This window comes from Paenibacillus sp. CFBP 13594 (assembly GCF_014842675.1).
Classification (GTDB): Bacteria; Bacillota; Bacilli; order Paenibacillales; family Paenibacillaceae; genus Paenibacillus; species Paenibacillus amylolyticus_B.
In genome coordinates this window covers 448,724-470,050 of record NZ_JACYVQ010000002.1, presented here as the reverse complement: position 1 = coordinate 470,050, position 21,327 = coordinate 448,724, and the positions used below count along the sequence as shown (strand labels likewise).

The 21,327-nt window shown below is 45.9% G+C and carries 21 protein-coding genes; 20 read left to right on the top strand and 1 reads right to left on the bottom strand.

Translation table 11 applies throughout. From position 1 onward, the window contains the following. Nucleotides 1-133: 133 nt before the first annotated feature. The 11 genes from smc to IFU39_RS09535 all read left to right on the top strand — a co-directional run bounded on the left by smc (nucleotide 134) and on the right by IFU39_RS09535 (nucleotide 11,834). A complete protein-coding gene (gene smc / locus IFU39_RS09585; RefSeq protein ID WP_149846516.1) occupies nucleotides 134-3,703 on the top strand; it encodes a chromosome segregation protein SMC in 3,570 nt (1,189 codons plus the stop codon). A gap of 108 nt (nucleotides 3,704-3,811) precedes the next feature. Then, the gene (gene ftsY / locus IFU39_RS09580) at nucleotides 3,812-4,825 is read left to right on the top strand and encodes a signal recognition particle-docking protein FtsY (protein WP_149846517.1); all 1,014 of its coding nucleotides are present in this window, start codon (nucleotides 3,812-3,814) and stop codon (nucleotides 4,823-4,825) included. A 144-nt stretch (nucleotides 4,826-4,969) separates the two neighbouring features. Then, nucleotides 4,970-5,617: a PAQR family membrane homeostasis protein TrhA gene (trhA, locus tag IFU39_RS09575; RefSeq protein ID WP_017689222.1), complete on the top strand. Its 648-nt coding sequence runs from the start codon at nucleotides 4,970-4,972 to the stop codon at nucleotides 5,615-5,617. A gap of 261 nt (nucleotides 5,618-5,878) precedes the next feature. After that, on the top strand, nucleotides 5,879-6,229 hold the full coding sequence (ylxM, locus tag IFU39_RS09570) for a YlxM family DNA-binding protein (protein ID WP_017689221.1): 351 nt from the start codon (nucleotides 5,879-5,881) through the stop codon (nucleotides 6,227-6,229). Nucleotides 6,230-6,292: 63 nt separating this feature from the next. After that, nucleotides 6,293-7,669 carry a signal recognition particle protein gene (gene ffh, locus IFU39_RS09565; protein ID WP_062833767.1) on the top strand — a complete coding sequence of 459 codons (1,377 nt, stop codon included), beginning with the start codon at nucleotides 6,293-6,295 and terminating at the stop codon, nucleotides 7,667-7,669. A 53-nt stretch (nucleotides 7,670-7,722) separates the two neighbouring features. Continuing rightward, nucleotides 7,723-7,995 carry a 30S ribosomal protein S16 gene (gene rpsP / locus IFU39_RS09560; RefSeq protein ID WP_017689219.1) on the top strand — a complete coding sequence of 91 codons (273 nt, stop codon included), beginning with the start codon at nucleotides 7,723-7,725 and terminating at the stop codon, nucleotides 7,993-7,995. Between the two features lie 23 nt (nucleotides 7,996-8,018). Then, on the top strand, nucleotides 8,019-8,249 hold the full coding sequence (locus IFU39_RS09555) for a KH domain-containing protein (protein WP_024630185.1): 231 nt from the start codon (nucleotides 8,019-8,021) through the stop codon (nucleotides 8,247-8,249). Nucleotides 8,250-8,590: 341 nt separating this feature from the next. Then, nucleotides 8,591-9,103 (top strand): ribosome maturation factor RimM, encoded by a 513-nt coding sequence (gene rimM, locus IFU39_RS09550; RefSeq protein ID WP_192132352.1) that lies wholly within the window; start codon nucleotides 8,591-8,593, stop codon nucleotides 9,101-9,103. Between the two features lies 1 nt (nucleotide 9,104). Next, nucleotides 9,105-9,872 (top strand): tRNA (guanosine(37)-N1)-methyltransferase TrmD, encoded by a 768-nt coding sequence (gene trmD / locus IFU39_RS09545; protein ID WP_091017334.1) that lies wholly within the window; start codon nucleotides 9,105-9,107, stop codon nucleotides 9,870-9,872. A 187-nt stretch (nucleotides 9,873-10,059) separates the two neighbouring features. Continuing rightward, nucleotides 10,060-10,434, top strand: a complete 375-nt coding sequence (locus IFU39_RS09540) for a glyoxalase (protein ID WP_192132350.1) — start codon at nucleotides 10,060-10,062, stop codon at nucleotides 10,432-10,434. A 152-nt stretch (nucleotides 10,435-10,586) separates the two neighbouring features. Then, a complete protein-coding gene (locus IFU39_RS09535; RefSeq protein WP_192132348.1) occupies nucleotides 10,587-11,834 on the top strand; it encodes a hypothetical protein in 1,248 nt (415 codons plus the stop codon). A 3-nt stretch (nucleotides 11,835-11,837) separates the two neighbouring features. Here the strand turns inward: IFU39_RS09535 and IFU39_RS09530 are convergent, their stop codons facing one another. Next, a complete protein-coding gene (locus IFU39_RS09530) occupies nucleotides 11,838-12,803 on the bottom strand; it encodes a polysaccharide deacetylase family protein (protein WP_091017328.1) in 966 nt (321 codons plus the stop codon). 349 nt (nucleotides 12,804-13,152) lie between these two features. On the opposite strand from IFU39_RS09530, the gene rplS reads away from it, so the two are divergent. The 9 genes from rplS to IFU39_RS09485 all read left to right on the top strand — a co-directional run bounded on the left by rplS (nucleotide 13,153) and on the right by IFU39_RS09485 (nucleotide 21,051). Next, complete coding sequence (rplS, locus tag IFU39_RS09525; RefSeq protein WP_017689212.1) at nucleotides 13,153-13,494, top strand: 50S ribosomal protein L19; 342 nt, start codon at nucleotides 13,153-13,155, stop codon at nucleotides 13,492-13,494. A 357-nt stretch (nucleotides 13,495-13,851) separates the two neighbouring features. Beyond that, nucleotides 13,852-14,472, top strand: coding sequence for a signal peptidase I (gene lepB / locus IFU39_RS09520; protein WP_017689211.1), 621 nt, complete (start codon nucleotides 13,852-13,854; stop codon nucleotides 14,470-14,472). 30 nt (nucleotides 14,473-14,502) lie between these two features. Beyond that, the gene (gene ylqF / locus IFU39_RS09515; protein ID WP_036670353.1) at nucleotides 14,503-15,366 is read left to right on the top strand and encodes a ribosome biogenesis GTPase YlqF; all 864 of its coding nucleotides are present in this window, start codon (nucleotides 14,503-14,505) and stop codon (nucleotides 15,364-15,366) included. A gap of 465 nt (nucleotides 15,367-15,831) precedes the next feature. Further along, nucleotides 15,832-16,533 carry a ribonuclease HII gene (locus tag IFU39_RS09510; RefSeq protein ID WP_091017327.1) on the top strand — a complete coding sequence of 234 codons (702 nt, stop codon included), beginning with the start codon at nucleotides 15,832-15,834 and terminating at the stop codon, nucleotides 16,531-16,533. A 45-nt stretch (nucleotides 16,534-16,578) separates the two neighbouring features. Continuing rightward, nucleotides 16,579-18,621: a DNA ligase gene (locus IFU39_RS09505; protein ID WP_244660933.1), complete on the top strand. Its 2,043-nt coding sequence runs from the start codon at nucleotides 16,579-16,581 to the stop codon at nucleotides 18,619-18,621. Then, entirely contained in the window at nucleotides 18,618-18,929 is a 312-nt protein-coding gene (locus IFU39_RS09500) for an EscU/YscU/HrcU family type III secretion system export apparatus switch protein (protein ID WP_091017323.1), read from the top strand. The genes IFU39_RS09505 and IFU39_RS09500 overlap by 4 nt, the downstream gene beginning before the upstream one ends. Beyond that, nucleotides 18,923-19,321, top strand: a complete 399-nt coding sequence (locus IFU39_RS09495) for a YraN family protein (protein WP_091017321.1) — start codon at nucleotides 18,923-18,925, stop codon at nucleotides 19,319-19,321. Before IFU39_RS09500 ends, IFU39_RS09495 begins: the two co-directional genes overlap by 7 nt. A gap of 323 nt (nucleotides 19,322-19,644) precedes the next feature. Further along, nucleotides 19,645-19,806 carry a paeninodin family lasso peptide gene (locus tag IFU39_RS09490; RefSeq protein WP_139331839.1) on the top strand — a complete coding sequence of 54 codons (162 nt, stop codon included), beginning with the start codon at nucleotides 19,645-19,647 and terminating at the stop codon, nucleotides 19,804-19,806. Nucleotides 19,807-19,866: 60 nt separating this feature from the next. Further along, nucleotides 19,867-21,051 (top strand): carboxypeptidase-like regulatory domain-containing protein, encoded by a 1,185-nt coding sequence (locus tag IFU39_RS09485; RefSeq protein WP_192132345.1) that lies wholly within the window; start codon nucleotides 19,867-19,869, stop codon nucleotides 21,049-21,051. Nucleotides 21,052-21,327 lie beyond the last annotated feature (276 nt).

Genomic DNA, 21,327 nt, shown 5'->3' with positions numbered 1-21,327 from the left:
TTTTTTTTGTAAAGAGGTTCAGGGGGAGTTAGCCTGATCGTTAACTAGATAAATGAACTTTATTTCAGTTCAATTTATTTAGGCGCTGGAATGCAATACTTGAAATTTGCAAGAGGAGGTGACGAGAAACCCTATGTTTTTAAAACGGATTGAATTGGGTGGATTCAAGTCATTCGCCGACAAAACGGAGATGGAGTTCGTTCGTGGCATTACGGCTGTTGTAGGTCCGAACGGAAGTGGAAAGAGTAATATATCGGACGGAATCCGCTGGGTTCTGGGGGAACAAAGTGCCAAGTCGCTGCGTGGTGGCAAGATGGAAGATATCATCTTTGCAGGCAGTGACGCACGGAAGGCCGTTAATTTCGGTGAAGTGTCGCTAACGCTTGATAACGAGGATCACGCACTTGCATTGGATTTCGGTGAGGTGACGGTGACTCGTCGTGTACATCGCAGCGGAGATAGTGAATATTTTATTAATAAACAATCTTGTCGTTTGAAGGATATCACGGAGTTGTTTATGGATACCGGCATTGGTAAGGAAGCCTACTCGATTATTGGACAGGGGCGAATCGAAGAGATTCTGAGTACCCGTTCAGAGGATCGCAGAGGCATCTTTGAAGAAGCTTCAGGTATCGTTAAATATAAATCCCGCAAGCGGGATGCGACGCGCAAACTGGATGAGACCGAGCAGAATTTGCTGCGGATTCATGATCTGGTGACTGAACTTGAAGATCAGATTGGACCGCTAAAGGAACAATCGGAGAAAGCGATCCACTATAAAGAACTTCGTTCACAGCTCAAATCGCAGGAAATTTCCATGTATGTGTACCAGATCGAACAGATTCATGCTTCCTGGAGTAAGGCAAATGAGCGCCTGCAATCGCTAAAACAGGAAGAGGTTGGACTCGCAGCGATTGTCTCTACCCATGATGCCAAGCTGGAAAATGATCGGAATGCGCTGCGTATCCTGGAAACAGAGACAGAGCAACTGCAAGCCGCCTTATTGCAATTCAGTGAAGCGACAGAGAAAAGTGAAGGACTTGGAGAATTGCTCAAGGAGCGCTCTCACCATCTGCAAACAAATCAGGAGCAGCTCAAAGTAACACTTTCTGCTAGTGAAGAGAGACATCGCGAACGGGAAACCGAGCTGCTTGCACTGCGTGAGAAGTTTGGCAAACTTGATCTCGAACTGAATGATGTGAGAAATCAGTTGTCCCAGGAAGAAGCCAAACTCATCGGTGTTACAGGTGGCATTAGTCAACAGCAAGAGGAAAGCCTCAAAGGCAATTTGCTGGAACTGATGAATCAGATGGCTCAGACACGCAATGAAATTCGTTATGTGGATCAGCAGAAAGAAACGCTGGAGCGCAGAATGAATCGCGCGGCTGAAGAATCAGGCAAATGGGAAGATCAGAAGGAGACACTGGAGAGTCGCAAAGCGGACATTGAGAAAAAAGTTGTTCGTTTGGGCAAAGAAATCAGTGATCTACGTGGTGGCTACATTACGGAAAGTGAACGACTCCAGTCGCTGCAGAAGCTGCTCGAAGAAAGTCGGGGTACGGTCCGTAAATGGGAACAGAAGCGTGAAGCTCAAGTTTCCCGCCGCGATACGATGAAAGAGATGCAGGATGATTTTGACGGATTCATGCTGGGTGTCAAGGAGGTTCTCAAGGCTTCGCGCAAAGGCACACTTAACGGTGTTCATGGAGCTGTAGCTGAACTCGTAAAAGTTCCCGAGAAGATCGAACTTGCGGTAGAAACAGCAATGGGAGCGTCCTTGCAACATGTAGTCATGGAAAATGAATCAGTTTCCAGACAGGCAATTGCTTTTCTGAAGCAACGCCAGTTGGGGCGTGCAACGTTCCTGCCTCTGGATGTCATTCGTCCTCGTGCCATTGGAGTGGCTGAACGTTCCATGATCGAAGGTATGGAGGGTTTTGTGGGGATCGGTGCTGATCTTGTACAATTCGAATCCAAGTACGCTTCAATCATTGGCAGTCTGTTAGGTAATGTTATTATTGCCGAAACGTTGGAGGTCGCCAATAAAATTGCGGCTCGCTGTCAGTATCGTTTCCGGGTTGTGACGCTTGAAGGTGACGTGGTCAATGCGGGTGGTTCCATGACAGGTGGTAGCCAGCACAAGAAAAATGTGAGTCTGCTCAGCCGGAAACGGCAGCTGGACCAGCTCGACCAGGATATTCTGGATACGGAAAATCAGATCGTGAAACTGCATCGCAGTGTGGATGATGTAAAAGTTCAACTGGAGCAGTGTCAGGACAAACTGGATGAACTTCGTCAGTCCGGTGATGATACCCGAAATGCAGAACAGCAGGCTTCGATGGAAATGAAACAGGTAGAGCATGAGCTTCGCCATGTGCTTGAACAGGTTGCCGTTGCCGGGCAGGAGAAGAGCGGCTTTACCGAAGAGATCAAAGAGCTGGATACGGCTCGTATCGTCGCTGTGAAGAAGCTGGAGCAGCTTGAAGAGGAAGAAAAAGCGACTCATCGTGCCATTCATGCAGCCGAGTTTGCTCGGAAAGCCAATGAATCCGCGAAGGAAGAATTGCAGAGCCAACTCACCGAATTGAAAGTGCGCGAAGGCAAGCTTGATCAGGAGCGATTCTCCAATGGAGAACAATTGCGACGTCTGGAGCGGGAAGTAGAGTCGCTGGTGAAAGATCTTCGTCAGAATCGCACGTTGCTGGCTTCGATGGAAGCAGATCTCAAGAAAACACAGACCGAGAGTGTTAAACAGATTGAAGATCTGAACCAGTATAAGCTGAAAAAAGCGGAAGCTTCTCAGGAGCTGGACTTCAAACGTGCTGCCCGAAGTGAGTTGTCGAAAAAGCTTGAGCTTGCCGAGAGCGAAACGAAGGAACAGCGCACGCAATTAAAAGCTGTGGAAGAACAGATGCGACAGACGGAAATTTCCGTGAACCGGCTGGATGTTGAGCTGGAAAATATACTGCGAAAACTGACGGATGAATACGAACTGGGTTATGAACTGGCCAAAGAGCGTTATCCTGTGCCAGAAGACGTGGAGCATACACAGGCAGAGGTACAGAAGCTGAAGCGCAGTATATCGGCCCTGGGTGATGTGAACCTGGGAGCGATTGAGGAGTTCCAGCGAGTCAATGAGCGATACGAGTTCCTGAGTGAACAGAAGAATGACCTGGTTGAAGCTAAAACAACGTTGTACCAGGTTATTCGGGAAATGGAAGACGAGATGGCGAAGCGATTCAAGATCACGTTTGATGCCATCCGCCGTGAGTTCGGTACCGTGTTTAGCAAGCTGTTTGGCGGGGGACGTGCTGACCTTGTTCTGATGGACCCGGAGCGCTTGCTTGAAACGGGAATAGATATCGTGGCTCAGCCACCAGGCAAGAAACTGCAAAACCTGCAACTGTTATCCGGTGGGGAGCGGGCTTTGACGGCGATGGCTTTATTATTTGCTATTCTGCATGTGAAACCAGTACCATTCTGCGTGTTGGATGAAGTAGAGGCAGCACTGGACGAAGCTAACGTGGTACGTTTTGCCCAGTACTTGCGTGAATTCTCCGAACAGACACAGTTTATCGTTGTTACCCATCGTAAAGGTACGATGGAAGAGGCAGATGTGCTGTACGGTGTTACAATGGAAGAGGGCGGAGTATCCAAGCTTGTTTCGGTTAAACTGGAAGATGAGGAAGCAGTAATTGCCTGATCTGATCCAAACCTGCGAGACAAACGAACTCATTGTAATCATTGAAAATCATTCAGATTGAGCATTTTTGCAGAAGCGCTTAGATTATGGACACGATGGAGGGGCTTTATGAGTTTTTTTAAAAAGCTGAGAGACAGCATTGCAAGCAAAACGGAGTCGGTCACCAAACAGTTCAAGGATGGATTGGAAAAGACACGTAAAGGGTTAGTGGAAAAAGTGTCGGATCTCGTAATCCGCCGCAAAAAAATCGATGAAGAGTTCTATGAAGAACTGGAAGAGATTTTGATCGGAGCAGATGTTGGCGTGAATACAGTCATGAATCTGATCGAAGACCTGCGCGTTGAGGTGAAAAAACGCAAAATTGAGGACGCGGCTGAGCTGCAGCCTGTATTGTCCGAGAAACTGACGGGTCTTCTTCGCGGTGAACAGAATAACGAATTGAAAATGAATCCGAATGGCATTACCGTTATTTTGTTCGTTGGCGTTAACGGTGTTGGTAAAACAACAACGATTGGCAAGTTGGCACATCGATTTAAACAACAAGGTAAAAAAGTCATCATGGCAGCTGGAGATACGTTCCGTGCCGGAGCCATCGAACAGCTGGAAGTATGGGGACAACGTGCCGGTGTCGATGTGATCAAACAGCAATCTGGTTCTGATCCAGCAGCGGTTATGTATGATGCGGTACAGGCAGCGAAACAACGGGGTGCGGATGTTCTGCTCTGTGATACAGCAGGTCGTTTGCAAAACAAATCGAACCTGATGGACGAGCTTAACAAGATCTATCGTGTCATTCAGCGTGAAATTCCGGATGCTCCGCATGAAGTACTGATGGTACTGGATGCAACAACAGGTCAAAATGCTTTAAACCAGGCTAAACTTTTCGGTGAGAAAAGCGGTGTAACTGGCCTCGTACTGACGAAACTGGATGGAACGGCCAAAGGGGGTATCGTTGTTGCGATCCGTCAGGAGTTGGATTTGCCAGTGAAGCTCGTGGGACTGGGTGAGAAGATCGATGATCTGCAACAATTTGATTCAGAGCAATTCGTGCATGCCTTGTTCGCCGGATTGATTCAGGAACAGCCAGCTGAAAGTGTCGAAGAAAAGGAAGCTAATTCCTAGACATTATTAATTGGACAAATGAATAGCGTTAACCGTATTGCCAGTGATATACGTGATAAGTGTCACGTGTAATGTCACTGGCAATACGTGTATAATGGAGGAATAAAGCAGGCAATGTTAAAGGGTTAGAAAGGACGGTTGAAAATGGCCAATACGTATACCTATTCTCGCCGTGAAGAAGTCGCCAATGCGGTGACACATGGAATCGGCGCTGCACTCAGTGTAGCTGCACTGGTGATATTGATTGTATTTTCAAGTATGAAAGGCACGGCTTGGCATGTGGTCAGTTTCACGATCTACGGAATCACCATGCTGTTGCTCTATACAAGCTCTACACTCGTGCATGCATGGAAAGATGGAAAAGTGAAAGATTTATTTGAGATTTTCGATCATTCTTCCATTTATTTGTTTATTGCGGGATCGTACACTCCGCTTTTGTTTATTGCTGTTCGCGGTACACTTGGATGGACCCTGTTCGGTATAATCTGGGGTATCGCATTATTCGGCGTGATCTTTAAGGCGTTTTTTACGAAAAAGTTTCTATTCATGTCCACGATTTTCTATATTGCGATGGGCTGGCTCATCGTTATTGCCTGGCAACCGCTTATGGCTGCCATTCCTACAGGCGGCATTGTGCTGCTGGTTGCTGGAGGCCTGATGTATACACTGGGTACGCTCTTTTATGTATGGCGTGGTTTTCCGTACCACCATGCGATTTGGCATCTCTTTGTGCTAGCAGGCAGTATTCTTCATTTCTTTATGGTACTGCTGTACCTGACACCACTTCGTTAGAACACCATAAACGGATGCATCTCCACGGACTGAGATGCATTCGTTTTTTCTTCTACATCGAGGTGGGTCGCAGGGATACAGATAGAATTTGCTTGTAGTGAAAAAGGTATAAACCGCCCGTTAAACATCGAAATAACATATCATCAGAGCTGTTTTTATTGTGACAAGTATTTTTGCTTGACAACCTGATTTGTTTTAGGTATTATTAGGAACGTTGCAAGAGTGTAAAGTGTTTTTCCTTGACGAAGGGAGTGCCCCGATGTGAGTCAAGAAAATCGGCTTGAGAAGACAAACCGGATTAACTTGCTGTTTGCTTTTTATGAATTGTTACTTACCGAGAAACAGCAGACTTTTCTAAAGTATTACTTTCATGACGATTTCTCACTTGGTGAAATTGCAGCCGAGTTTGAGATCAGCCGCCAGGCGGTATACGAGCATATCAAGCGTGCCGAACAAGTGCTGGAAAATTACGAAAGCAAGCTGGGCTTGCTGGAAAAGCATGAACGGCGTAATCGCAATCTTGAAGATTTGCAAAATGCATTGGAACGCGCAGGCGTCTCCATTGATAACAACAAACAAATACACGATATCGTTGCTCAGCTTAGTGAATGAAAAATTGGCTGAGCGGAACGGATCGGTCTTGAAAACAGTATTAAAGCTTAAGGAGGTGGGATCATGGCATTTGAAGGATTAACGACCCGATTACAGAATGTGTTCAGCAAGCTGCGCGGCAAAGGCAAGGTGTCTGATGAAGATGTAGCCGAGGCTATGCGCGAGGTACGTCTGGCATTGCTCGAAGCGGATGTAAACTTCAAAGTGGTCAAGGAATTCATCGCCAAGGTGAAAGAGAAGGCTGTTGGCAAAGAAGTGATGGAGAGCTTCACGCCAGGAATGGTCATCATCGACATCGTTAACAAGGAACTAACGGATTTGATGGGTGGAAGCCAAGCAAAACTGGCTAAAGCGAACAAACCGCCTACGGTGCTGATGATGGTTGGTTTGCAGGGTGCTGGTAAAACAACCACATCGGGTAAACTGGCTAAAATGCTGCAAAAGCAAAACAGCAGACCATTGCTTGTTGCAGGAGATATTTATCGTCCGGCAGCGATCAAACAGTTGCAAGTACTTGGCGAGCAGATCAAAGCGCCGGTATTCACACTGGGAGATCAGACAAGCCCTGTTGAGATCGCACGTCAAGGTCTTCAACATGCCAAAGATAACGGTAATGACTATGTCATTATCGATACAGCTGGACGTCTGCATGTTGATGAAGAACTGATGGAAGAACTTCGCCAGATTCACAGCGTAGTGAATCCGGATGAAGTACTGCTTGTCGTAGACAGCATGACAGGTCAGGATGCGGTTAACGTAGCAGAACACTTTAACCAGCAGCTTAATCTGACCGGGGTTGTCCTGACAAAGCTGGATGGAGATACTCGTGGTGGTGCTGCGCTTTCTGTCAAAGCAGTTACGGGTTGTCCAATCAAGTTTGCTTCCCTTGGAGAGAAACTTGACGCTTTGGAGCCGTTCCACCCGGAACGTATGGCTTCACGGATCCTCGGTATGGGTGATATGTTATCTCTGATTGAGAAAGCACAATTAAACATTGATACCGATAAAGCCAAGGAAATGGAACGGAAGATGCGTAATGCAGAATTCACGTTTGAAGATTTCCTGGAGCAGATGGATCAGGTGAAAAAGCTGGGACCAATCGACCAGATCATGGATATGATTCCCGGCATGGGCAAGATGAAACAAGCCAAGGATCTGAAGGTTGATGATAAACAGATGGGCCGGATCGAAGCGATCGTTTACTCAATGACGACCGAGGAGAAACGTAACCCGGACATGATCAACCACAGCCGCCGGAAGCGTATTGCTACCGGAAGCGGAACATCTCTGGCTGAAGTAAATCGTCTGATCAAACAGTTTGATGAGATGCGCCGCATGATGAAACAGTTCTCGGATATGATGGGACCTAAAGGCGGTAAAAATAAAGCGATGAAGCAGCTTAAAGGTATGGGCAAAGGAATGAAGTTTCCTTTCCGTTGATTTAAGCAAAGCTGGATCATATACAGATTTCATTGAAGGAGGTGAATTTTCAAATGGCAGTTCGTATTCGTCTGAAACGTATGGGTGCTCACAAAGCTCCTTTCTACCGCGTAGTGGTATCGGATTCCCGTTCCCCACGTGACGGTCGTTTTATCGAGGAGATCGGTTACTACAACCCGGTTGAACAACCGGCTGTTGTTAAGATCGATGAAGATAAAGCATTGGCATGGCTTCAAAACGGTGCACAAGCATCTGACACTGTCCGCAACTTGCTTAGCAAAGCGGGCGTGATGAAGAAGTTCCACGAGTCTAAATTATCTAAATAAAGTGCTGATTCGGAGGGTCATCTATGGAAGAATTAGTAAGCATAATTGCTAAGGCTTTAGTCGATCATCCGGAAGATGTGGCGGTTCGGACGGTTGAGAAAGACCGGCTTGTCGTTTATGAGTTAACCGTTCATCCTGACGATGTCGGGAAGGTAATTGGTAAACAGGGACGAATCGCGAAATCACTTCGTACGGTCGTCACATCAGCAGCAGTTAAGATGGATAAACGGGTTACCGTTGATATCATATCTTAAAGATATACGAAAGGGGGTTAGGATGCATGTCCTAGCCCCTTTTCGTGCATGCTGAAACTAATATGTTAGACTAAATATTATATTGTATTAAATTTTTTGGGTATGAGTGACTTCGGAGCAGTGCGGGGGACGGAATCGATTCTGGAGAAGCGTTAGCGCTCGCCTTAAAGCTTTCTGAAAGAAAGCTACATCGGAAGCATACGCTATCACCTCATTTTCACCTTTTAAAGCAATTTTCAAAATGAGGGGGTAACAGCGATCGAAAGAACGAACCGTCGCCGGAACGGCTGTACCAGAGTCGAGGCACCTGTTTAATTTGATTTAATTTTATAGGAGGATTTATGGCAGAGTTTATGAATGTAGGTAAAATCGTTAATACGCATGGAATTCGCGGTGAGGTGAGAATCATGCCTATAACCGATTTCCCAGAAGTGCGTTTCGCGAAAAATGCAGAGTTGTTTTTCTTTACACCAGATAATCATCCCGTCATAGTTAACGTGGAATCTGCACGTTTGCATAAGAATATGTATATTCTTCGTCTGAAAGAGTATGGCAATATTAATGAAGTAGAGAAGTTTAAGGGCGGCATGGCCAAAGTGTTGAAAGAGAATCTGGCTGAATTGGAGGAAGGTGAATACTACTTCCATCAAATCGTTGGGTGTTCGGTTATCACCGAAGAGGGTGAAACGCTTGGAGCCATCTCTGAAATTTTGACTCCGGGTGCCAATGATGTATGGGTTGTCAAAACGCCTGCAGGTAAAGAAGTGCTGATTCCCGTTATTGATGATGTAGTACTTGATGTGGACATCGAACAGAAGCAAGTGAAGATTCACCTGATGGAAGGGCTGCTGTAACATGAAAGTGGATGTATTAACGCTATTTCCGGAGATGTTTGACGGTGTGTTCGGAGCAAGCATTCTGGGTAAAGCTCAAACGAAGGGGCTCGTATCCCTTGGTGCAACCAACTTCCGTAATTATGCGACCAATAAACATAATACAGTAGATGATGCTCCTTACGGTGGGGGTGGGGGCATGGTGCTGAAACCAGATCCGATCTTTGCTGCTGTAGAAGATGTTCTGGAGCAACGCGGAGAAGCTGCGGCATCGATGAAATCTCCACGTATCATTCTAATGTGTCCGCAAGGTGAGACGTTTACACAGAAAAAAGCAGAAGAACTTGTGCAAGAAGATCATCTGATTTTTATATGTGGGCATTATGAAGGTTACGATGAGCGTATCCGCGAATTTCTCGTGACGGATGAACTATCCATTGGTGATTACGTACTCACGGGTGGGGAGTTACCTGCTATGGTTGCGATCGACAGTATCGTACGTCTTATACCCGGTGTGCTTGGCAATGAGACAAGTGCTGTGACGGATTCATTCAGTACTGGACTCCTCGAATATCCACACTACACACGTCCACCCGAGTTTAGGGGCATGAAAGTACCGGATATGCTGTTGTCGGGACATCATCTGAACATTGAGGCATGGCGCAGAGAACAGTCGTTGCTTCGTACGCTGGAGCGCAGACCGGAGATGTTGGAAAAGGCCGATTTGACGGATAAAGAACGTATTTGGTTGAAAAAGATACGCCCGAACCGTAAAGATAGCACAGAGTAAGTATATGTATCGTATAAACACGTAAATATTATTTTCCAGAGTTCGAAAAGGCCGACCTTGATACCAAAGGTTGGCTTTTTTTTGTGTACATTGAAAAGAATACTGGATTTTCATTAGTATATTTTATAAAATGTAAGTATAATAATGAAACTTAGTTTCATTAAGTGAAACGAAAGGCGGTGTATGAATGGCTTACAATATTATTGGTCTTGATCATATTCAGCTCGCGGCACCTGAAGGTTGTGAAGCGGAGGCATGTCATTTTTTCAATAACCTGTTAGGCTGGACGGAGATTCCCAAACCTGAAATTCTGAGAAAACGGGGTGGTGTATGGTTCGAGTGTGGCAGACACCAAGTGCATATTGGAGTACAAAAAGATTTTATTCCCGCCACAAAAGCTCATCCGGCATTTCATGTACAACATTTGGATCAGTTGCGTGATCATCTCATTTATAACCAAATTCATATTGTCGATGACGAAGCAAGAGCAGATGAAGGAGTAAGACGTTTCTATATAAATGATCCTTTTGGCAATCGCCTTGAGTTTTTAGAGTGGGTTTAAAATCATTCATTTAAATCGTTTAATTACGTAGGCACTTTTTTGCAGCTTTGAACTTTTTTGCATGATTCTAAATAGGGTTGTAAAAGAAAGGGATTTTCTTTATGGTGAACTCAGCTGGATTTGAATAATAAAGATAGCTGAGGAGGAAGGTTATGAATCATCAGCCTTATGAAATCGCCAGAGTAGATATTAGCCAAGCTGGAGAACGCTGCAAAATGCTTTTGGGGGATCTAAACGGGGATGGCAGACTTGAAATGTTGCTGGTACAGGCAGATGGGGGTATAGACGATCGGTATGTCCCACATCAGGTATGTTGTTTGACTGCGTTTGATCTGGAAGGAACATTACTATGGCAGGTTGGAACTCCTGATCCCGATGCAGGTGGTCCGGGTTCAGACTATCCCGCTCAGATCGCAGATTGGGATGGAGATGGAAATAATGAAGTATTGTGTGTTATGGACAAACAATTTCTCGTGTTGGATGGCCGGACCGGAGAGATCAAAGAAACACGTGATCTGCCAGGGGATGAAGCACATGACTGCATTATTCTCGCCAACCTGACGGATAACCAGCAGAAAATGGACATTATACTGAAAGACCGCTATAGGACGTTATGGGCACTCGACCATGATTTTAATTTGTTATGGAAGCATGAAGGGAATCCGGGACATTTTCCATGGGTATATGACATCGATGGAGATGGGAAAGATGAAGTGATGGCCGGATATGACATGCTGGATCATGATGGGACGTTGTTATGGTCTTGTCATAATCTCGAGGATCATGCTGACTGTATATGGTTTGGAGACGTTGACGGTGATGGGGAAGTTGAGGTTGTTATCGGTGGCAGTGTCACGGTCATGATGGACCGCTATGGTAATGAGAAGTGGCGTTATGAAGATTCGATTGAATCACAGCATATTGCATTGGGTCATTTTTGTACTGGAATGGAAGGTTTACAGATTGCAGGCCTGGACCGGATTGTCCGAGGGGATGAGCATGGTAAGGATGGAATGTTCATGCTGGATAGCGCAGGGCAAGAAATTTGGAAAGAAAATCGCGCGACTCGGGGCTGGTTAACCATTATAGAGCCTGTGTGTAACTGGGATGAGGGTGGACTCGATTATATATTGGCGTATCGCAGAGGTGGAAATGTGTTGCCTTCTTTGGTAGATGGAGATATGAAAACGGTTACTGAATTTCCGAAAGAGGGATATGCGGTGCATGCAGACCTGGTTCAGACGGGGAAAGAACAGATCATTATCTATGACGCAGAGGAAGCGGTGATGTATTCCAGCTCTCCGATGACATTATCACTTACCGATGCAAAAAGAGCCAAGCCACAGCTTAAAAGGCTGTATAGCTCGACTCTGTATCCGGGCGGTGAAGTTAAAATCTAGATTTTACTGGTCATTCTCCGATGCAGATAATTCGTTCTGCGGACTGGATTCGGGTTGAAGCAAGATCGCCAAATCAGTACCTGTCGTGACCGTCAAGCGAGGCAGCTTCATGGGATGATCTCCTGGATGCACAAATCCAGACTTTACGGTAAAGGCCATGCGATATCCATGTTGCTGTAACTTGTAGATCATCTGTGTACTGGTATAACCAAAAGGATAGGCCAGATAAGGTGTGTCTATTCCGGTTTGCTTCATATGCTGGATATCATCATCCAGAAGACTGGTGTCCAGACCGACAGGAACACTGTTACCACAGCGCATAAATCCCTTGTGATGCAGGTTATAGGTATGGCTGTTAAATTCAAATACATCAGTTGCTGCCTGCATCTCTGGTTTGGAGATGAAACTGTTGATTGCGGGCTCAAATTCCGAAGGTTGATCTTGAATTTTACTGCCTATGACAAACAGCGAGGCATGAAAATTATATTTTTGAAGCACAGGGTAAGCTAATGTATAATTGTTCTGGTATCCATCATCAAAGGTAATCACAATGGATTTCTGTGGCAGGGAAATCTTCCCGCTAACATATTGCTCAAGCTGATCCAGTGTAATCGTGCGGTAGCCTTCATCATGCAGGTATTTCATATTTTGCTCAAAATCCTCCAGATTAATGATGGATTTATTATCTGTCTCGTGATTATTCAATTTGGGCTCTATGTAATGATACATCAGTACAGGTACTTCTGTAGCAGTACCTTGTTCAATCCTGAAGGTAGAACGATCCAGCGCAGATTGGTTAGAGAAGTCAGTGTGTGACAGCTCGAATGCTTTGCGTTTGACTATGTCCCAGGATGTGCAGGCTTTGTGTGACAGTGCATTCGTTGGGTGAGTTACGGCATATGAATATAGTGTAATGGAGCATGTGAGCATGGCGAGTAGGACAAGTGTGATCTTTTTCCAATATTTCATAAGTCTGGGTATTCTCCTTTTAAAGTGGTCAATAAGTTATATCATAGACGATATTACTACACTGGAAGTTACAGTTTTTTTTCCTGTATCAGGTTGACTTGCAGATGAGAGCGTTGATTCACTATCCATATGGGAGAATGTATTTTAGAATGAAGTTAACATGTGATGGATGAGTTTCAGAGTGGCAGATTGAACAATAGGCATTTGTTTAAATTCTCTTGTGTTTTGATATGCTGCGTGATACAATAAGTCTGTTATGTGGAATACGGCGGTCCTCTATGGATGATGAAGGAGACAAGGTGATCTCTGGAAGAAGTATGAACGCCTGTATGGAAGGAGGGAGTCATAGATGAATATCGTTCAAGCGATTACACAAGAACAACTTCGCAAGGATCTTCCGAGTTTTCGTCCTGGTGACACTTTGAAAGTGCACGTTAAGGTAATCGAGGGAACTCGCGAACGTATCCAATTGTTCGAAGGTGTTGTGATTAAACGCCGTGGTGGTGGAATCAGTGAGACTTTTACAGTTCGTAAAATTTCTTACGGTGTAGGTGTGGAAAGAGCTTTCCCGCTTCATTCCCCTAAAATCGATAGAATCGAAGTGGCTCGCCGTGGTAAAGTTCGTCGTGCGAAGCTTTATTATCTTCGTGAACTACGCGGTAAAGCAGCGAGAATTAAAGAAATTCGTTAATATAACGGATACCGGGAAGGGCTTGGAGACAAGCCCTTTTCGTTTTTGTCCGGGAAAAGTTGAACCGGAGGTACACTTCCGAGTAAAATGGTATGGCAACACATGCGGTGAATAGTCCGGGAGGCTTGTAAAATCAGTTATTGAAGTGCGTGTTCAAAAGACCGGTTTCAGTACCGACTTTTTGAACAACCTCTTGAAGGCATTTGAATTGTGGATTAAATGTACTGTAATGCTTGGTGAAAGATTACATAACTGATGTGAATGTTTTGTATCCATCCATTGAGTTATTGGAACGATACAGAATGCTGGATGTGTGTACTGCTATAAACATGTACTGTGAAGAGAGGAAGATCTTGAATGGAACAAGAAGTTCAACATGACCGGGGCAATCCTGCCGAAGAGAAAAATAGTCGATCCAAAAAAGCCAAAAATGAAATTGTTGAATGGCTTAAAGCTATTGTTATCGCATTAGTTCTTGTCATTCTCATTCGGTGGTTGCTCTTCAAACCGTTTGTTGTGGACGGTCCGTCCATGCAGCCGAACTTTGAAACGGGTGAACGTGTGATTGTCAACGAAATCTTATATGATATCAGAGAACCGAAGCGCGGTGAAGTTATCGTCTTCCATGTACCATCCGAAGGTCGAGATTTCATTAAACGTGTTATTGCTGTAGAAGGTGATACCGTTGAGGTTCAAGACGATACCGTTATGGTTAACGGTAAAAAGGTTGATGAAACGTATATTCAAGGAGCCATTGATGCAGCTGAAGCAAATGGTGGAACCTATAACGTGAAGGATTTCCCGAATGAACAGTTCCCTGATGGCAAAGTGCCGGCAGGTCATGTGTTTGTAATGGGAGATAACCGTCCAAATAGTACAGACAGCCGTATGATCGGTTATGTTTCGTTAAAAGATATTATTGGTCGTGCAGATGTGATTTTCTGGCCGATCGGTGAGATCAAGTGGATCAACCACTGAAATTGAAGTAAATAATGAGGTGAAGACAAGTTGACGATACAATGGTTTCCAGGTCATATGACTCGAGCCAGACGCCAGATTCAGGATAAGTTAAAGCTCATCGACGTGGTCATCGAACTATTGGATGCCCGTCTGCCTGTCTCCAGCCGTAATCCAATGATTGACGAAATATTGCTGGATAAACCCCGGATGATTTTGTTGAACAAATCGGATTTGGCAGATGCAAAAGTGACGCAAGAATGGATTGAATATTTCAAAAAAGAAGGAATTACCGCTTTTCCTGTAGATGCTTCGACGGGAACCAATGTTAAAGATATTCCCGTTCAGGCCAAGCTTCTTCTTAAAGAAAAAATTGATCGTCAAATTGCCAAAGGGATTAATCCTCGTGCGGTTCGCGGGTTGATCGTAGGGATTCCCAATGTAGGTAAATCAACACTGATTAACCGACTGGCTGGACGGAGTATTGCGTTAACAGGAGATCGTCCTGGTGTGACGAAGGGGCAACAGTGGATCAAAGTTGGCAAAGAAATGGAGTTATTGGATACTCCGGGTATTCTTTGGCCCAAGTTCGAAGATCAAAATGTAGGTTATCGTCTTGCCGTAACAGGTGCAATCAAAGAGGAAATTTTGAATGCAGAGGATATCGCCTTTTTTGGAATCAGTTACCTGATGCGTTATTACTGGGACGCTCTTGAAGAGAGATACGGACTTCAGGAGTTCTCCAAAGATGCAGATGATTCAGACAGTGTTATTGCGATTATGGAACAAGTCGGTCGTATCCGTGGATGTGTTGTAAGCGGTGGACGCATTGATCTGGAAAAAGCATCACGAGCATTTCTGCGTGAACTGCGAGCGGGAAAAATGGGACGTTTTTCTATGGAAGCTCCCTATTAAAAAAATGGACTCTACACGATGAAGATCATTATCTTCATTTGTTCATTTCATATATACAAGTGCCGAAAGAAGCGGCCGTTACCGGATTACCGGGAGCGGTCGTTTTTTTGTGTATACAAAAGCGGAAGAAGAGCTGGAACATACGTCGAAAACGATAAAATGGAAGAGGATTGAAGAACAGTACGCTTTATGGAATTGGCTGACCTATATATCAGGTGTATCTAATTCGTGCTATGATGAATGGTGGTGCAATTTAAATTAGACGAGGTCTGATATATTCAATTTAAACCATCAAATACCGATAAATGAAGACATAACTATCTTTATTATTGTAAACCTCAAGGAAAAGTTTTGCTGTGAGAGACAGGTTGTACAGAACAAAAGACAGAGGATCTACGTCTATATTATAAAAAAGTTGTAAGTGATACGCATGCTGAAAAAGCGTGGGTAGAGGAGATGAGTATTATGTTTGAAAATAATGAAGAGATCGGGTTGAATCTACTGGATACACCGATTGGACCAAAGAAGAAAAAAGAAGCCAGTGAACCTCGAGACCTGTTGCTCTACGAGCGGGAGTATTGGGACAGTGGATTTGAACGTATTGCTGGCATTGATGAGGTAGGACGGGGCTGTTTGTTTGGGGATGTTGTTGCAGCGGCGGTTATTTTACCGAAGGATCTTATCCTGGAAGGTGTGAATGACTCCAAGAAATTAACGGAGAAAAAACGAGATGCATTATATGACATCATTATGGAAAAAGCGCTGGCGGTAGGTATCGGGTACGCGGATGCAGAGACAATTGATCGGCTTAACATCAAGCAGGCTGCGAGACTTGCGATGAAACGAGCTGTTGAAGCATTGGGAGAAACTCCTGATTATATGCTGGTGGATGCCGAGAAGGTGGATGTAAATGTACCTCAACTGTCCATCATTAAAGGTGACGCTAATAGTCAATCGATCGCAGCGGCATCTATTATTGCCAAGGTAACGCGAGATCGGCTGTGTAAGGAAGAATGGGATACGTTATATCCGGAATATGGTTTGTCGATACATAAAGGATATGCAACAAAAGTTCATCGGGAGCAAATTATGGCATTGGGGGCAACCCCGATGCATCGGCGCAGTTTTCTGGGCAACCTGCTTGGAGAGCAGCAATCGTTGTTTTAACACAGGTTTGAAGAAAGGAGGGGGAGAGATTTGAATATCGGTTCCATGATAAAGGGGTTAATGGGAGATAGTAAGCCCGGTAATGCCAAACCGCTTGAATTAAAGGAAGGTCAGGTGGTTCGTGGCTCCGTCGTTAGTGTATCCGATGATGGAGGAGAAGCAGTTCTGCAGATTCAAGGTGTGCAAGTGCGCGCCAAGTTGGAGACTCCACTCCGTCCGGGTGAGACCACGTTGCTTCAAGTGCAGCCTCCAGGTGAAAATGGCATAACGGTAATGAAACCTATGACGGGTACACTTGCTGAGCTGCCACAAGCTTCGCTGAACAACCTGCTTAAGGATGTCGGACTGCCGGATACAAAAGGGAACCGGGAGCTGTTACTTGCCATGCAGCGTAGCGGATTGCCTCTAACGAAGGATAATGTGGCTATGGTCCAGAATATGATGACTGCCAAACCCGCACAGGTTCCTGTGGAAGAATGGGTGCAGGCGACGGGGATTGCTTTTCAGCGTGGTCTTCCGGTTACGGCGGAAACAGTAAAAGGATTACACCAGACGGTGTTTGGCCCCCCTCTGCACCAGTTGTTAAGTGGGTTGGCTGACCAGTTGGAAACGATGCTTACTCAAACTACAGGTAAACCGGCATTGCCTGGAGAACAATCTGCTGCGATGAAACCAGCAGTCATGGCTGGTGCACCTGTTGTACCGAATGCATCACAGGCGGAAGAAGGATTGGTTGCATCAAGCAATGGTCGTCAGGTGACTGGAACCGGAACGCCTGCTTTGTCGACGCAACAAGGACAAGCGGCATTGGCAGGATCTATATCCATGACGGATGGCGGGGCAGAGGATGCAGGTACTGCGGTGAAAGGAAACCTGCAGACTGGCGCAGGGGCAGGAAATGCTGAAGCCGGGGCAAAGGCAGTTGCCAGCAGCGTTGAAACGGCTGGCAAAGGGGGCGCAGGTATTCCGTCTGGAACCGGAATACCTGGGGAGAGCCCGCGCGGAGCTGACGCGGGCCAAGTCGGGAGCCGCCCGGGTACACCGGGGGCGGCAGCTGAATCTGTGGCTGGCCGTGTAATTACAGGCCAGCCTGAAACAGGCGCGGCCGGGCGGACTGACGGCCGCGCTGAAACGCCTGCTGCTGCGGGGACGCCGTCCGCAGCAGGCCAGGCGGCGCCAGCAGCGCCTACGGCAGCGCAGCTGGCGCCCAAGCTGCTGGCGCTCCTGGACGCCTTGCGCAGCGCGTCCACTGCCGCACCGGCACAGCCTGGTGCGGCAGCACAGGCTGCCCCTGCATCGCAGGGCGGCCAGACGGCTGCGGCTGCCGGAGGCGTGCCGCAGCCGTTGCCAGCCGGCGCTGATGCGCCGCCGGCTGGCGGTAATGCCGCAGCACCTGCGGGAGCTGCGGCAGTGCACGCGCCTGTCACCCATGAGGGGGACCCGTGGGTGGGGCGCGTGCTGAAGCTGCTCGGTGCGGAGCACGAGCAGCAGGCCGTTCACGGCGCGGCAGCGCAGCCGCGCGTGGGGGATGCGGCGAGTCCGGCGAATGCGGACACGCTGAAGGGCTTGCTGCTGCAGCTTGCCAGCAGCGAAGGTGCACCGGCGGCGCTTAAGGATGCCGCCGGACAGGCCGTGCAGTATCTGACAGGTCAGCAGTTATTGCTGACGACAGATCGCAGTGCTACCTTTGCACAGATGCACTGGTTTATTCCGATCACTGGACCGGACGGGGAAGAAACGGCGTCTGTTCAGATTCAATCACGTCGTGGACCTCGTGGAGAGCTGGATGCGTCCAACTGCCGTCTATGGTTTGATCTGGACATGAAAAGTCTTGGGCCTACTCTGGTAGATGTCCATGTGGTTAATAACATTGTCAGTCTGCGTGTATTGAATGATCGCGAAGGAATGGGACCGCTCCTGGAGAGCGGACGAGAGGTCATCCATCAGGCATTGGACAAGCTGGGCTATCAACTGCTGACCTTCAAGGCGGAACCGTGGCCTGCGGGCCAGGAGCCGGGCGCGGAGCGGAAAATGACGGCCTCGGATTATAGTCCTGAACGTTACAAAGGGGTGGACTTGAAGGTATGAAAGACGAGTCGTCACAACCGGACCTGCTCTCCAAAAAGGCGGTTGCCCTAAAATATGTTCCTGGAGAGAGTGAAGCACCTGTTGTTATAGCTAAGGGGCGCGGTAAAGTGGCAGAAGCCATTCTGGATAAAGCCAGAGAAAACGGCGTGGCAGTTCAGGAGGATGCAGCACTTGTGGAGGTACTCTCCAAGTTGGATCTGGATGAACAGATTCCGGCAGAACTGTATCAACTGGTCGCAGAGGTGCTAACGTACGTCTACCGTGCAGATCGAATGGCCTCAGGACGTGAGGAAAATGAGTCATGGTAGACCGTAGATTGGGTCAGGAGCCAGGATTAAAGCTCACACGACAGCAGAAAGGCCGATTAGGTGAAGAGGCTGCCTGTCAATGGTTGCGAGAGAACGATTATCGGATCATTAGACAGAACTGGCGTTGCCGTAGCGGTGAGATTGACATCATTGCTTCCTGCGAGGGTCTGATTGTCTTTGTAGAAGTAAGAAGCAGAAGTGGAGCCGCTCAGTACGGTACACCTCAGGAATCGGTTGATATGCGTAAAATGCAGCAGGTGCGTTCAACCGCATCCGTTTATTTGCAAATGACGGGAGAGACGGAACTTCAGATCCGTTTTGATGTAATTGCCGTAATGCTTGATCAAGCAGGAAAACCTGTCTCTGTGAATCATATTGTTAATGCTTTTTAAGAATTACACTCCAAGTTGTTATTGCTGTATTAATTGATACGAAATGTATCTTTTTAATGTGTGTTGGTCAGTGATTTCGAAGTACAAGTTTAATTATGTCTTATCTTTGCATTCGTTTTAGTTTTAAAATTAGTTAATATACTAAAGCCGTAGTTCCTGTTTATACAGGAGCTGCGGCTTTTTTTGATTTAACTATGAAATCATTAAACAGAGGATAGGGCATTGATAATAAAATCATTGTATTTCAGAAATTTATGGATACAAAATGTATCATTTGTAATAAACTAAGAAAGTTGAAATTTAAAGAGAGGTTGGTGGGATGTATGAAAGAGCTTCAGAATACTTCGAACAACACAGTAAAACAAGTATGGGAGTGCCCTCGGATGGAAGTGCTGGATATCAGCGAGACCATGAACGGTGGACAGGGGATTTGGCAATATGTTTGGGACGGAGAATTCTGGAAGCTTGAACTTATGGTCAGTTAATTTAAGAGGTTAAAGAGGAATGTTTGATCAATAAAATAAATGGTGAGGTGTAGTGAGAAGATGCAGACAAGTATCAAATGGATCATTCGACTAAGTACACTATCTTTATGTTTCATTTTGTTTGGAATCATGTATTCCGGAGTTTCTTATGCAGCGGATCCGTCTAGCCAGGCAAAAATATCAGGTAAAGTTACTGATCTCGAAGGGTTTCCTATCCAAGATGCAACAATCAAGTATTCCCTTAGATATCAAGGGGAAGAAACTGAAAAAAGCGTAAAGACAGATGGCACTGGAAATTATTCCATACTTGAGTCTGTCCAGGATTATACGGAAATTAGTTTTATAATTGAAGCAGAGGGCTATGTGACAGACAGGCACCGTAATACCTACTATTTGTCAGAAGGAGAACAGATTCTGGTTAATTTCGAGCTATATGAACCTTCTACGATTGTAGGGTCTGTAACCGATCAAACAGGCAAACCGATTCCAGATGCCTTGGTCAAAGTAACAGGAGCCTTGGATCGCCCGGTTAAAACAGATCAGCAAGGCCGTTATGCCGTTACTGGGCTTGATTTTGACTACAATCCGAACATTGCGATCTGGGTAGATTCTGCGGATTATATGCTTTATGAACAGGATCGATTGAATGTTCAGGCTGGAAAAACCTTAATCGTAGATGTTGTTTTGACAGAAGCCGCACATGTGCGGGGGAAAGTAGTAGATGAGGCGGGCAATCCAGTAAGTGGAGCTAAAGTGAATGCCGGAGGCTCGGCAACAACAACAACAACGGATGCTCAAGGAAATTATTTCATAAAGCGCGTGCCAACAGGCACCAGAACAATAACGGGGGAAGCAGCAGGATACTTAAAATCTACTCAGAACGTTACCTTCGTACAAGGAGATCATAATACGTTTAATATCGTACTTAAGAAAGATGCAGATATTACACCTCCAGTAACCAAGTACAGATTAGTTCCTATTACAGATACTGTGAATGGGAAAATATACATCAAAGGATTTACATTCAGACTTCAGGCAACGGACGAAGTCAAAGGTTCGGGTGTAAAAACAACGCAATATCGAATCAATGGGGGAGCATGGGAGACTTATGAAGGACCCGTCAAGTTTTATGCCCCTGATGTCAAGGTGGTAGAGTACTACAGTACAGATGTTGCAGGTAACCAAGAGAAGTATAACAAAATGGATTTTGTTAATGGCACATTTGAAGGCGCAGGCTCATATTGATTCATCATTGATGTGATTTTTGAATAGTATTAAGATGCTAAATTAATTAGACGGCTCCGACATGATGATCGCCCTCGGTAGATCAGTATTCGGAGCCGTCTTTACCATTTTTAATGCCTGTAGCCCTAGGAGTCGACGCCTTCCCTTTGAATCTCGTGAACAGAAGGGTGTATAATCAAGGATGTAATCTGGAGTTTTAATCTTTGATTTGTCATAAACGAATTGTTCCAGACCGTAACCCATCGTTAGGGTTACAAATCATATTATAAACAGGAG